The organism is Sanguibacter sp. Z6_81 (assembly GCF_057180625.1).
The window spans coordinates 110,941-123,889 of sequence record NZ_JBXUFV010000002.1; the positions used below are offsets into that span (position 1 = coordinate 110,941).

Below are 12,949 nucleotides of genomic sequence, written 5' to 3' on the forward strand. Positions count from 1 at the left end.
CCACGAGCCTGACCCGACCGACGCCCGCACCGAGTGCAGCGGACCTCGCCTGGGGCCGCACGTGGCCGGCGCTGGAAGGCTTCCGGGACCTCGCGGCCGATCGGCGCGTCGTGCCCGTCGTCCGTCGGCTGCTCGCCGACGACATGACCCCTGTGGCGCTCTACCGGGCACTGGCGGGCGGCCGACCGGGCACGTTCATCATGGAGTCCGCCGAGATCGACGGCGGATGGTCGCGGTACTCGTTCGTGGGTGTCCACTCGCGTGCGACGCTCTCCGTCGAGGGGGACGACGCCGTCTGGAGCGGAGAGGTTCCGGCCGGGATCCCGACAGCCGGCGCACCGTTGGACGTGCTGGACGCGACCCTCCGTGCGCTGCACACCGACGCGATCCCCGGCCTGCCTCCGCTGACCGGAGGTCTCGTGGGTGCCCTCGGCTGGGACGTCGTGCGCCGCTGGGAGCCGACCCTGCCCGCGAACGCGCCCGACGAGCTCGACGTCCCCGAGCTGACGCTGTGCCTCGCGAGCGACCTCGCGGTCGTCGACCACGTCGACGGCAGCGTGTGGCTCATCGCGAACGCGATCAACTTCGACGACTCCGACGAGCGCGTCGACGAGGCGTACGCCGACGCCCGTGCGCGGCTGGACGACATGGAGCGGCGTCTCGCAGCGGCTGCGGGCGCCGGGTCCGGCGCGGTGCAGCGTGCCCTCGTCGAGGCCGACGAGCCGGAGCTCGAGTTCCGCTCGACCCGCGCCGAGTTCGAGAGCGCGGTCCTCGCGGGCAAGGAGGCGATCCGCGAGGGCGAGGTGTTCCAGGTCGTCATCTCCCAGCGCCTCGACCTCGAGTGCACGGCGTCGCCGCTCGACGTGTACCGCGTGCTGCGGACCATCAACCCCAGCCCGTACATGTACTACTTCCAGCTCGTCGACGCGCGGGGTCGGGACTTCGCCGTCGTCGGGTCCAGCCCGGAGACGCTGGCGAAGGTCGTCGACGGACGAGTCGTGACGTTCCCCATCGCGGGGTCGCGGCCACGCGGCACCACGCCCGAGACCGACGTGCAGCTCGGGGTCGAGCTCCTCGCCGACCCCAAGGAGGTGGCCGAGCACATCATGCTCGTCGACCTCTCGCGCAACGACCTCGTCAAGGTGTGCGAGCCGACGAGCGTCGAGGTCGTGGAGTTCATGGCGATCAAGCGCTACAGCCACATCATGCACATCTGCTCGACGGTCGTCGGGGCGCTGCGCGACGGCGCGACGGCTCTGGACGTGCTCCGGGCGACGTTCCCCGCCGGCACGTTGTCCGGAGCGCCGAAGCCCCGCGCGATCGCTCTCATCGACGAGCTCGAGCCCGCCTCGCGCGGGATCTACGGTGGGACGGTCGGGTACTTCGGCTTCGACGGGACGATGGACATGGCGATCGCGATCCGCACGGCCCTCATCCGCGGTCAGCGGGCCAGCGTGCAGGCCGGGGGCGGGATCGTCGCCGACTCCGTCCCGGCGCTCGAGTACGAGGAGTCGCGCAACAAGGCTGCCGCCGCCGTGCGGGCCGTGCAGATCGCGAGCCGGCTCCGGACGCGAGGATGACTCAGCCCGAGAAACCCAGGACGCCCCAGCCGGGGGACCCGGAGAAGAACCAGCCGGGGGACCCGGAGAAGACCCAGCCGGGGGACCAGGGCGTGGCCCGACCGGGCAGACGGCGACGCGACGTGGTGCTCGCCCTCGTCGTGCTCGGCGTGGCGACGCTCGTCGCTGCGACGCCGACGTGGGTGCGCGCGACCGGCGCGACCGCCCTGGCACCGGAGGTCGACGTCGCCGTCTCGGGGACCACCGCCGCCCCCGGTGCGAGCGCAGCGGCGCTCGTCGTCGTCGCGGCGGCCCTCGCCCTCGGGCTCGTCGGGCGCATCGGTCGATGGCTCGTCCTGGGCGTGGTCGCGCTCGGCGGGCTCGTGGTGACGCTGGCAGGCATCGACATCATCGTGTCCCCGGACGAGGCGGCGCGCTCCGCCGTGGCAGAGGTCACAGGAACGAGCGAGTCGACCTCCGGGGTCGAGGTCACGGCCGCGCCGTACGTGGCCGCGGCACTCGGTGCGGCGATCCTCCTCGTCGTGCTCGGAGCCCTGCTCTCGCGCGTGGACTGGTCCCGCCGCGCGCAGCGCTACGACGCTCCCGCAGCCCAGGCGGGGGCGTCCGGGGCGGCTGCGCCGGGGACCGTCGCCCCGCGTCCTGGGGAGAGTGCGCGGGGCGCGCAGGACGGGCCGATCGACGAGCGCGAGGCCTGGGACGCGCTGAGTCAGGGCGACGACCCGACCTGACTGGCGCTGCGCACCTGCGCCGGTTCGATACCCTGGGACGACTCTTTGATGAAAGGCACCACCGATGGCTGACAGCTCCGCACGCACCGAGGTCTCCTACCTCCCTCCGTCCACGCCGCCCACGAACCACGGGCACACCACCGCGGCGTGGTTCACGACCGGGACGGTCGTGCTCGGCTCCGTCGTCGCTGGTGTGGCCATGTGCTTCGCTCTCGTCTGGCTGGTCCTCGTGGGCGCGGCGATCGTCGTCGTCGGGCTCGTCGGCGGCAAGCTGCTCTCTGTCGCGGGCTACGGTCAGAAGCGGATCGGCACCGACGACCCGAACGAGCGCTAGCACCACCGTCCGAGCCCCTGCCGTCGTGACGCGTCTCACGGTGCGTGACGCGGTGAGGGGCACAGGTCGAGTCGACCTACCATGGCCCGTAGGTCGGGCCGCCGGGGGCGGTGGCGCGACGCAGATCTCGGGGAGCGTCTTCGAGAACGTGGGTGGCAGGTTGCTGGCGGGGGAGAAGAGGCGTCATGACGGTACTCGATGACATCATCGCGGGAGTTCGGGAGGACCTCGCGGAGCGCGAGGCGGCGACACCTCTCTCGGTGCTCAAGGAGAGGGCGCAACGCCAGACCGGCGCTCTCGAGTGCATCACCCGTCTGAGCGCCGAGGACGCGGTCGGCGTCATCGCCGAGGTCAAGCGCTCGAGCCCGAGCAAGGGCGCGCTGGCGTCCATCGAAGACCCGGCCGCGCTCGCACGGGAGTACGAGAAGGGTGGCGCGTCGGTCATCTCTGTCCTCACCGAGCAGCGCCGGTTCGGTGGCAGCCTGGCCGACCTCCAGGCTGTCCGCGCCGCGGTGGACATCCCCGTCCTGCGCAAGGACTTCGTCGTGTCCCCGTACCAGGTCTGGGAGGCGCGGGCCTATGGTGCCGACCTCGTCCTGCTCATCGTCGCGGCCCTCGAGCAGACCGTCCTCGTGTCCCTGCTCGACCGGGTGCACTCGTTGGGCATGACCGCACTCGTCGAGGTGCACACCCTCGAGGAGGTCAGCCGGGCCGTCGACGCCGGCGCCCGGGTGGTGGGCGTCAACGCCCGCAACCTCAAGACGCTCGAGGTGGACCGCACGACGTTCGCGACTCTCGCCCCTGCCGTGCCCGAGGGCATCGTGCGGATCGCCGAGTCCGGTGTCCGTGGCCCCCACGACGTCATGGACTACGCCCGCTCGGGTGCCCACGCGGTCCTCGTGGGCGAGTCCCTCGTCACGGGTGAGTCACCCCGGTCCGCGGTCGCCGACCTCGTTGCCGCGGGCTCGCACCCCTCCCTTCGCGCCGTACGGCACTGACCGCACGACCGCTCGTTCATCGCGAGGTACGACGGGCCCCGGCCCCGGGCTGCCGCCGCGACCGCAGACGTCAGTACCGAGGAGCACTACCGTGACCGCATCGCTGCAGAACCAGCAAGGCCCGTACTTCGGCGAGTTCGGGGGACGGTACGTCCCCGAGGCGCTCATCGCCGCCCTGGACGAGCTCGACGTCGCCTACCGGGCAGCGGTCGAGGACCCCGTCTTCGGTCAGCAGCTCGCTGACCTCCACCGCACGTACAGCGGCCGTCCGAGCATCATCACCGAGGTGCCCCGCTTCGCGCGGCATGCCGGCGGTGCCCGCGTCATCCTCAAGCGCGAAGACCTCAACCACACCGGATCGCACAAGATCAACAATGTCCTGGGCCAGGCGCTCCTGACGAAGCGGATCGGCAAGAAGCGCGTCATCGCGGAGACCGGCGCCGGGCAGCATGGTGTCGCCACGGCGACGGCGGCCGCGTTGTTCGACCTCGAGTGCGTCGTGTACATGGGCGAGGAGGACACCGAACGTCAGGCCCTCAACGTCGCGCGGATGCGTCTGCTCGGAGCCGAGGTCGTCCCGGTGACGGCCGGGTCGCGGACGCTCAAGGACGCCATCAACGAGGCGTTGCGGGACTGGGTCACGAACGTCGAGACGACGAACTACGTCTTCGGCACCGCCGCGGGCCCGCACCCGTTCCCCGCGATGGTCCGTGACTTCCAGCGAATCATCGGCGTCGAGGCCCGGCAGCAGGTCCTCGACCTCACCGGGCGCCTGCCGGACGTCGTGGCGGCGTGCGTGGGCGGCGGATCCAACGCGATCGGCATCTTCGACGCGTTCCTCGACGACGCCGGCGTGCGTCTCGTCGGCCTCGAGGCCGGCGGCGACGGCGTCGAGACGGGACGCCACGCGTCGAGCATCACCGGCGGGGCCCCCGGGGTGCTGCACGGGGCCCGGTCCTTCCTGCTCCAGGACGAGGACGGCCAGACGAGCGAGAGCCACTCGATCTCCGCAGGCCTCGACTACCCGGGGGTGGGTCCCCAGCACTCGTTCCTCGCCAGCATCGGTCGGGCGGAGTACCGCCCCGTGACCGACGCGGAGGCCATGGACGCGATGCGTCTGCTGTCGCGGACCGAGGGGATCATTCCCGCGATCGAGTCCTCGCACGCCCTGGCCGGCGCCATCCGCCTCGGCCTCGAGGCGCAGGCAGCAGGCCGGACGGACGAGCTCATCCTCGTCAACCTCTCCGGCCGGGGGGACAAGGACGTCGCGACCGCCGCGCGTTGGTTCGACCTCGTGGACGCGGACGCAGACCTCACGGAAGGCACAGACGTATGAGCGCCACAGCGCGACGGATCGACGAGCTGAAGGCGGAGGGGCGCCCGGCGCTCATCGGCTACCTCCCGGTCGGGTTCCCCGACCTCGAGCAGTCGATCACCGCCGCGCGCGAGCTCATCGCCTCCGGGGTCGACATCCTCGAGCTGGGCATCCCGTACAGCGACCCGGTCATGGACGGTGCGACCATCCAGCAGGCCGTGGACGTGGCTCTCGCGGGTGGTGTGCGGGTCCGTGACGTGTTCACCGTCGTCGAGGCGGTCGCTGCACTCGGAGCACCGGTCCTCGCCATGACCTACTTCAACCCGGTCCTCCGCTACGGCGTGCAGGCCTTCGCCCGCGACCTCGCAGCAGCGGGCGGCGCCGGGCTCATCACTCCGGATCTCATCCCCGACGAGGCGGGGGAGTGGATCGCTGCTGCGGACGACCACGGGCTCGACAAGGTGTTCCTCGTCGCGCCGAGCTCGACCCCAGCCCGGTTGGCCTCGACGGCCGCGGCGTCGCGCGGGTTCGTCTACGCGGCCTCGACCATGGGCGTGACCGGTGAGCGTGCCACGGTCGGCGCGAAGGCCGAGCAGCTCGTCGCGAGCACCCGCGAGGCTGGCGCAGAGCGCGTGTGCGTCGGTCTGGGGGTCTCGCGCCCGGAGCAGGCTGCCGAGGTCGGCCGGTACGCGGACGGCGTCATCGTCGGCTCCGCGCTCGTCCGTCCGCTCCTGGGCGCCGGTGCCTTCTCGGAGCGGTTGGCCGCGATGGCCGCTGTGGCGCGCGGGCTGCGGGAGGGCGTGGGCGCTGCCCGCGTGTCGTCAGGCGGTCCCCGGACGTGAACGGCCACGACGCGGCCGCGATCCTCGCGGCGATCCCGAGTCCCGCGCAGGGCGTGTGGCACCTCGGGCCCCTGCCGGTGCGCGCGTACGCGTTCGCGATCCTCCTGGGGATCATCGCAGCGGCGTGGATCACGGCCCGTCGGTTCACCGAGCGGGGCGGGACGGCCGACCAGGTGTACGAGGTGGCGCTGTGGGCGGTGCCCTTCGGGATCGTGGGGGGACGCATCTACCACGTGCTGTCCTCGCCGGACGCGTACTTCGGAGAGGGCGGGGACCCGCTCAAGGCCTTCGCCATCTGGGAGGGCGGGCTCGGGATCTGGGGTGCGGTCGCGTTCGGCGCGGTCGGCGCCTACATCGGGTGCCGTCGCCAGGGTGTCTCCTTCGCCGGGTTCGCTGACGCGTTGGCGCCCGGTCTCCTCGTCGCGCAAGCCATCGGTCGGCTCGGCAACTGGTTCAACCAGGAGCTCTTCGGCGGGGCAACCACGCTCCCGTGGGGCCTGCAGATCGACGACGCTCACCTTCCCGCCGGCTTCGCGAGCGGCACGCTGTTCCATCCGACGTTCCTCTACGAGATGCTGTGGAACCTCGCCGCCGCCGCGCTCCTCGTCATGGTCGACCGTCGGTTCCGCCTCGGTCACGGTCGGGTCTTCTGGCTCTACGTGTTCCTTTACTCGGCGGGGCGCCTGTGGATCGAGACGTTGCGGATCGATCCCGCGGAGCTCGTGCTCGGCCTGCGGCTCAACGTGTGGACGTCCATCGTCGTGGGCCTGGTGGCCCTCGTGGCCTTCCTCGTCCTCAGCCGTCGGTACCCCGAGCGCGAAGAATCCGTGGTCCTCACGGGCTCCGAGCGTGATGTCCTGGGGAGCACCGCGGATGCGGGCGAGAGCTCACCCAAGGACGTGTGACGCACTTCACTTTGTACGATAGCGGTAACGCGTCGTCAGGCGAGTACTGTCGTGTCGTTTGGGCCAAGGACGTCCCCACAACCCCCATATTCAGTCAAGCCCGGGTCAAGTTGCCTGGGCTCTCCGTGAGGACGGTGCATATGACCTCGCTGCAGCAGAGTGCGACCAGCTCCGCGAAGGCCAATGCGCCATCCGCCCAGGGCCTGTACGACCCGCGAGCCGAGCACGACGCCTGCGGCGTGGCATTCGTCGCCACCCTTCGTGGGACACCGGGCAGGGACATCGTCGATGCCGGGCTGACCGCGCTGCTCAACCTCGACCACCGCGGTGCCGTGGGCGCAGAGGAGAACAGCGGCGACGGCGCCGGCATCCTCACCCAGATCCCCGACGCGTTCATCCGCGACGTGGTCTCGGCCGACCTCCCGCCGTCGGGTGCCTACGCGATCGGCATGGCGTTCCTTCCCCAGGACCCCGCCGAGGCCGACGCGGCCGCCCGCGCTGTCGACGCCATCGCCACGGAGGAGAAGCTCGACGTCCTCGCCTGGCGCGACGTGCCTGTCACGGCGGGCCTCGTCGGACCGAGCGCACGCGCTGCGATGCCGACCTTCCGCCAGCTCGTCGTCGCTGCGCCCTCCCGCGAGGTGTCGGGCATCGAGCTCGACCGGCTGACGTTCCGGCTGCGCAAGCGCGCGGAGCGGGAGGTGGGCGTGTTCTTCGCGTCCCTGTCCTCGCGGACCCTGACCTACAAGGGCATGCTCACGACAGCCCAGCTCGAGCCGTTCTTCCCCGACCTGTCCGACCCCCGGTACGCGAGCGAGATCGCGCTCGTGCACTCCCGGTTCTCCACGAACACGTTCCCCTCGTGGCCCCTCGCCCAGCCGTTCCGGCTCATCGCGCACAACGGCGAGATCAACACCGTCCGCGGCAACCGCAACTGGATGGCCGCGCGGCAGGGCAAGCTCGCCAGCGACCTCCTCGGTGACATGACGCCGCTGCTGCCCATCTGCTCGGACGGCGCGAGCGACTCGGCATCGTTCGACGAGGTGCTCGAGCTGCTCCACCTCGGCGGCCGCTCGCTGCCGCACGCGGTGCTCATGATGGTGCCCGAGGCGTGGGAGAACCACACCGAGATGAGCCCCGAGCGGCGCGCGTTCTACGAGTACCACGCCAACCTCATCGAGGCGTGGGACGGCCCCGCGTGCCTGACGTTCACGGACGGCACCCTCATCGGTGCGGTCCTCGACCGCAACGGCCTCCGGCCTGGGCGGTACTGGGTCACCGAGGACGGGCTCGTCGTGCTCGCGAGCGAGGCTGGTGTCCTGGACATCGACCCGGCGACGATCGTCAAGAAGGGGCGCCTCGAGCCCGGTCGGATGTTCCTCGTGGACACCGACAAGGGCAGGATCGTCTCCGACGACGAGGTGAAGTCCCAGCTCGCCGCGCAGCGCCCCTACGCCCAGTGGGTCGAGGAGAACCAGGTGCTCCTCGCCGAGCTCCCGGACCGCGAGCACGTCGTGCACAGTCCCGCGTCGGTGCAGCGTCGGCAGCGGACCTTCGGGTACACGGAGGAAGAGCTCAAGATCATCCTCACCCCGATGGCCAACGCCGGGGCCGAGCCGCTCGGCGCCATGGGCACCGACACGCCCGTCGCGGTGCTGTCCAGCCGTCCGCGCCTGCTCTTCGACTACTTCACGCAGATGTTCGCCCAGGTGACGAACCCGCCGCTCGACGCGATCCGGGAGGAGCTCGTCACCGCGATCGGCGGAGCGATCGGACCGGAGCCGAACCTCCTGTCGGACACACCCGAGCACGCTCGGAAGGTGCAGCTCGCGTTCCCGGTGATCGACAACGACGAGCTCGCGAAGATCATCCACATCCACAAGGCGCCCAAGCTGGGCGGCGTCTTCACCGCGACGACCGTCCGCGGGCTCTACCCCGTGACCGGCGGCGGTGCGGCGCTCAAGGAACGGCTCGACGAGATCTTCGAGCAGGTGGACACGGCAGTGGACTCCGGCACGAGCTTCATCGTGCTCTCGGACCGCGACTCCACCCACGAGCTCGCCCCGATCCCGTCGCTCCTGCTCGTCTCGGCGGTGCACCACCACCTGCTGCGGAAGCACACCCGCACCCAGGTCTCCATCGTCGTCGAGGCGGGTGACGTGCGGGAGGTCCACCACGTCGCGCTGCTCATCGGCTACGGCGCGGCCGCGGTCAACCCGTACCTCGCCATGGAGACCGTCGAGGACCTCGCCAAGCGCGGATTCCTCGACGTCGACCCGGCGACCGCCGTCACGCACCTCATCAAGGCCCTCGGCAAGGGTGTCCTCAAGGTCATGAGCAAGATGGGCATCTCGACGATGTCCTCCTACCGAGGAGCCCAGGTCTTCGAGGCCATCGGCTTGTCCCACGACCTCGTCGCCGACTACTTCTCGGGGACGACGAGCCGGCTGAGCGGCGTCGGGCTCGACGTCCTCGCCGCCGAGGTGGCCGCCCGGCACGCCGAGGCGTACCCGGCGTCCGAGAACCTCCAGGCGCACCAGCGCCTGAGCTCGGGCGGGGAGTACCAGTGGCGCAGGGACGGCGAGGAGCACCTCTTCGACCCCGAGACCGTCTTCCGGCTGCAGCACTCGACCCGTACGCGTCAGTTCGACGTCTTCCGTGAGTACACGAAGCGGGTGGACGACCAGGCCGAGCGGCTCATGACCCTGCGCGGTCTGCTCGAGTTCGCGCCCGACCGCGAGCCGGTGCCCCTCGACGAGGTCGAGCCCGTCTCCGAGATCGTCAAGCGGTTCAACACCGGGGCGATGTCCTACGGGTCGATCTCCGCCGAGACGCACGAGACCCTCGCGATCGCCATGAACCGGCTCGGTGGGCGGTCGAACACCGGCGAGGGCGGCGAGGACTCCGAGCGGCTCCACGACCCGGAGCGGCGCAGCCGCGTCAAGCAGATCGCATCCGGCCGGTTCGGGGTGACGTCCGAGTACCTCACGTTCGCGGACGACATCCAGATCAAGCTCGCCCAGGGTGCCAAGCCCGGCGAGGGCGGCCAGCTGCCCGGCCACAAGGTGTACCCGTGGATCGCGAAGACCCGGCACTCGACGCCGGGCGTGGGCCTCATCTCGCCCCCTCCGCACCACGACATCTACTCGATCGAGGACCTCGCACAGCTCATCCACGACGCGAAGAACGCGAACCCGGACGCCCGAATCCACGTCAAGCTCGTCTCCGAGTTCGGCGTCGGCACGGTCGCCACGGGCGTGTCCAAGGCGTTCGCCGACGTCGTGCTCATCTCCGGTCACGACGGCGGTACCGGCGCGAGCCCGCTGACGTCGCTCAAGCACGCGGGGACCCCCTGGGAGATCGGCCTCGCCGAGACCCAGCAGACGCTCGTGCTCAACAACCTGCGGGACCGCATCGTCGTGCAGGTCGACGGACAGATGAAGACCGGACGCGACGTCGTCGTGGCGACCCTGCTGGGCGCCGAGGAGTTCGGTTTCGCGACCGCCCCCATGGTGGTGTCCGGCTGCATCATGATGCGCGTGTGCCACCTGGACACGTGCCCGGTCGGTGTCGCCACGCAGAACCCCGAGCTCCGGGCGCGGTTCACCGGCAAGCCGGAGTTCGTCGTGAACTTCTTCGAGTTCATCGCTGAAGAGGTGCGTGAGCACCTGGCCGCCCTGGGCTTCCGGAGCATCGAGGAGGCCGTCGGCCACGTGCAGGCGCTCGACACCCGGCGCGCGGTGGATCACTGGAAGGCGCAGGGGCTCGACCTGCTCCCTGTCCTCGATGTGCCCCAGCCGGTGCCCGGCTCGTCCCTGCGCAACACCACGACTCAGGACCACGGGCTCGACAAGGCGCTCGACAACCGGCTCATCGACCTGGCGCGCGAGGCGCTGGACCAGCGCGAGCCGGTGCGGATCTCCGTACCGGTGCGCAACGTCAACCGGACGGTCGGCACCATGCTCGGCCACGAGGTGACCAAGCGGTACGCCGGCGAGGGTCTCCCGGACGACACGATCGACGTGACCCTCACGGGATCGGCCGGTCAGTCCCTCGGCGCGTTCCTGCCGCGGGGGATCACGCTCCGCCTCTTCGGCGACGCGAACGACTACGTGGGCAAGGGGCTCTCCGGCGGACGCATCATCGTGCGCCCGGACCGTGCAGCGGTGCTCTCGGGGTCGAGCAACGTCATCGCCGGGAACGTCATCGGCTACGGCGCGACGTCGGGGGAGATCTTCCTCAGCGGTCAGGTCGGCGAGCGGTTCGGTGTCCGCAACTCCGGCGCCACCCTCGTGGTCGAGGGAGTGGGGGACCACGGGTGCGAGTACATGACCGGTGGGACCGTGCTCGTGCTCGGGCGCACGGGCCGGAACTTCGGCGCCGGGATGTCCGGCGGGACGGCCTACGTCCTCGACCTGCGGGACAAGGCGCTCAACGTCGCGGCAGCCACGACGGGTGAGCTGTCGCTCACCCCGCTGGATGCCGAGGACGCCGTGATCGTCGAGCAGCTCATCCGCCGGCACCACGAGGAGACCGAGTCGGTCGTCGCCGCCCAGCTCCTCCAGGACCTGCCCGCTGCCCTCGCCCGGTTCACCCGGGTGCTGCCCGCGGAGTACGCACGTATCCGACGAGCCCTGTCCCAGGCGGAGGCGGACGGTATCGACCTGTCCGCCCCGGGGACGTGGGAGGAGATCTTGGAGGTGGCCCGTGGCTGACCCACGCGGATTCTTGAAGGTGCGGGAGCGCGAGCTCCCGCCGTACCGCCCCGTGCCGGTCCGGCTCATGGACTGGAAAGAGGTCCGGGACAGCCGCGTCGACAACGCGGCGATCGTCCGGGTGCAGGCCAGCCGCTGCATGGACTGTGGCATCCCGTTCTGCCACCAGGGGTGCCCGCTCGGCAACCTCATCCCGGACTGGAACGACCTCTCCCGGCTCGACCACTGGGAGGACGCGATCGCGCGCCTGCACGCGACGAACAACTTCCCGGAGTTCACCGGTCGGGTGTGCCCCGCGCCGTGCGAGTCGAGCTGCGTGCTCGGGATCAACCAGCCGCCCGTGACCATCAAGAACATCGAGGTCACGATCATCGACGAGGCGTTCGCCCGTGGCTACGTCACGCCGGTCGTCCCGCAGCGCCTCACGGGCAAGACCGTCGCGGTCGTCGGGTCCGGACCAGCCGGGCTGGCCGCGGCGCAGCAGCTCACGCGGGCCGGTCACACCGTGGCCGTCTACGAGCGCGACGACGAGATCGGTGGCCTCCTGCGGTACGGGATCCCCGACTTCAAGCTGGAGAAGGTGCACGTCGACCGTCGTCTGGAGCAGATGAAGGCCGAGGGCACACGCTTCCGCCCGAGCACCGAGATCGGTGTGGACATCACGTGGGACGAGCTGCGATCCCGGTTCGACGCCGTCGTCCTCGCCACGGGTGCGACCGTCCCGCGGGCGCTCCAGATCCCCGGTAACGACCTCGCCGGCATCCACGTCGCGATGGACTTCCTGCACCAGGCGAACGCCGTCGTGGCCGGCAAGACCGTCGAGGACCAGATCCTCGCGACCGGCAAGCACGTCATCGTCATCGGTGGCGGGGACACCGGGTCAGACTGCATCGGGACGTCGCTGCGTCAGCACGCCGCCTCCGTGACGACCTTGGCGATCGGCAAGCGTCCGCCGGAGGAGCGGCCGGCGTCCGCGCCGTGGCCCACCGACCCCGTCCTGTTCGAGGTGTCGAGCTCCCACGCGGAGGGCGGTGAGCGCGACTACCTCGCCTCGACCGTCGAGTTCCTCGGCGACGAGGACGGGAACGTCACCGCGCTCAAGGTCGCCACCACCGAATACCTGCCTGACGGGCGCCGCGTGCCGAAGGAGGGGACCGAGCGGATCATCCCGGCCGACCTCGTCCTCATCGCCATGGGTTTCACCGGCCCGGAGACGCACACCATCGTCGAGCAGTCCGGCATCGAGCTCACACCGCGTGGGCTCTTCGCGCGCGACGGCGACTTCGCGTCGCCGCTCCCCGGAGTGTTCGTCGCGGGTGATGCCGGTCGCGGACAGTCGCTCATCGTCTGGGCGATCGCCGAGGGGCGGGCCGCTGCCGCTACGGTAGATGCATACCTGCAGGGGACGACCGAGCTCCCTGCTCCGATCAAGGCGGACACCGTGGCCCTGCGCCCGTGACGTCACGGTCCCGGGCGGCGCTGCTGCGGGACGAGCACCACGATTTTCCCGACAGCACGACACACACGAGCAA

The 12,949-nt window shown here is 70.8% G+C and carries 9 protein-coding genes; all 9 read left to right on the plus strand.

Annotated elements, in window-relative coordinates; all coding sequences use genetic code 11:
* Positions 1-8 precede the first annotated feature (8 nt).
* The 9 genes from AC2AXK_RS05495 (at position 9) to AC2AXK_RS05535 (ending at position 12,876) form a co-directional block, all read left to right on the plus strand.
* On the plus strand, positions 9-1,580 hold the full coding sequence (locus AC2AXK_RS05495; protein ID WP_484344899.1) for an anthranilate synthase component I: 1,572 nt from the start codon (positions 9-11) through the stop codon (positions 1,578-1,580).
* Positions 1,577-2,308 carry a Trp biosynthesis-associated membrane protein gene (locus tag AC2AXK_RS05500; protein WP_484344353.1) on the plus strand — a complete coding sequence of 244 codons (732 nt, stop codon included), beginning with the start codon at positions 1,577-1,579 and terminating at the stop codon, positions 2,306-2,308. The genes AC2AXK_RS05495 and AC2AXK_RS05500 overlap by 4 nt, the downstream gene beginning before the upstream one ends.
* A gap of 64 nt (positions 2,309-2,372) precedes the next feature.
* Positions 2,373-2,642 (plus strand): HGxxPAAW family protein, encoded by a 270-nt coding sequence (locus AC2AXK_RS05505; RefSeq protein WP_484344354.1) that lies wholly within the window; start codon positions 2,373-2,375, stop codon positions 2,640-2,642.
* Positions 2,643-2,827: 185 nt separating this feature from the next.
* A complete protein-coding gene (gene trpC / locus AC2AXK_RS05510) occupies positions 2,828-3,640 on the plus strand; it encodes an indole-3-glycerol phosphate synthase TrpC (protein ID WP_484344355.1) in 813 nt (270 codons plus the stop codon).
* 91 nt (positions 3,641-3,731) lie between these two features.
* On the plus strand, positions 3,732-4,976 hold the full coding sequence (trpB, locus tag AC2AXK_RS05515; protein WP_484344356.1) for a tryptophan synthase subunit beta: 1,245 nt from the start codon (positions 3,732-3,734) through the stop codon (positions 4,974-4,976).
* On the plus strand, positions 4,973-5,797 hold the full coding sequence (gene trpA / locus AC2AXK_RS05520) for a tryptophan synthase subunit alpha (protein ID WP_484344357.1): 825 nt from the start codon (positions 4,973-4,975) through the stop codon (positions 5,795-5,797). The genes trpB and trpA overlap by 4 nt, the downstream gene beginning before the upstream one ends.
* Positions 5,794-6,702, plus strand: a complete 909-nt coding sequence (gene lgt / locus AC2AXK_RS05525; RefSeq protein ID WP_484344358.1) for a prolipoprotein diacylglyceryl transferase — start codon at positions 5,794-5,796, stop codon at positions 6,700-6,702. The genes trpA and lgt overlap by 4 nt, the downstream gene beginning before the upstream one ends.
* Positions 6,703-6,842: 140 nt before the next feature.
* The gene (gene gltB / locus AC2AXK_RS05530; protein ID WP_484344359.1) at positions 6,843-11,417 is read left to right on the plus strand and encodes a glutamate synthase large subunit; all 4,575 of its coding nucleotides are present in this window, start codon (positions 6,843-6,845) and stop codon (positions 11,415-11,417) included.
* Positions 11,410-12,876 carry a glutamate synthase subunit beta gene (locus tag AC2AXK_RS05535; protein ID WP_484344360.1) on the plus strand — a complete coding sequence of 489 codons (1,467 nt, stop codon included), beginning with the start codon at positions 11,410-11,412 and terminating at the stop codon, positions 12,874-12,876. Before gltB ends, AC2AXK_RS05535 begins: the two co-directional genes overlap by 8 nt.
* Positions 12,877-12,949 lie beyond the last annotated feature (73 nt).

Excerpts from the sequence above, each read along its gene's own strand:
- AC2AXK_RS05500 (WP_484344353.1), top strand. The coding sequence starts at position 1,577 with ATGACTCAGCCCGAGAAACCCAGGACGCCCCAGCCGGGGGACCCGGAG.
- trpC (WP_484344355.1), top strand. The coding sequence starts at position 2,828 with ATGACGGTACTCGATGACATCATCGCGGGAGTTCGGGAGGACCTCGCG.
- gltB (WP_484344359.1), top strand. The coding sequence starts at position 6,843 with ATGACCTCGCTGCAGCAGAGTGCGACCAGCTCCGCGAAGGCCAATGCG.
- AC2AXK_RS05505 (WP_484344354.1), top strand. The coding sequence starts at position 2,373 with ATGGCTGACAGCTCCGCACGCACCGAGGTCTCCTACCTCCCTCCGTCC.
- trpA (WP_484344357.1), top strand. The coding sequence starts at position 4,973 with ATGAGCGCCACAGCGCGACGGATCGACGAGCTGAAGGCGGAGGGGCGC.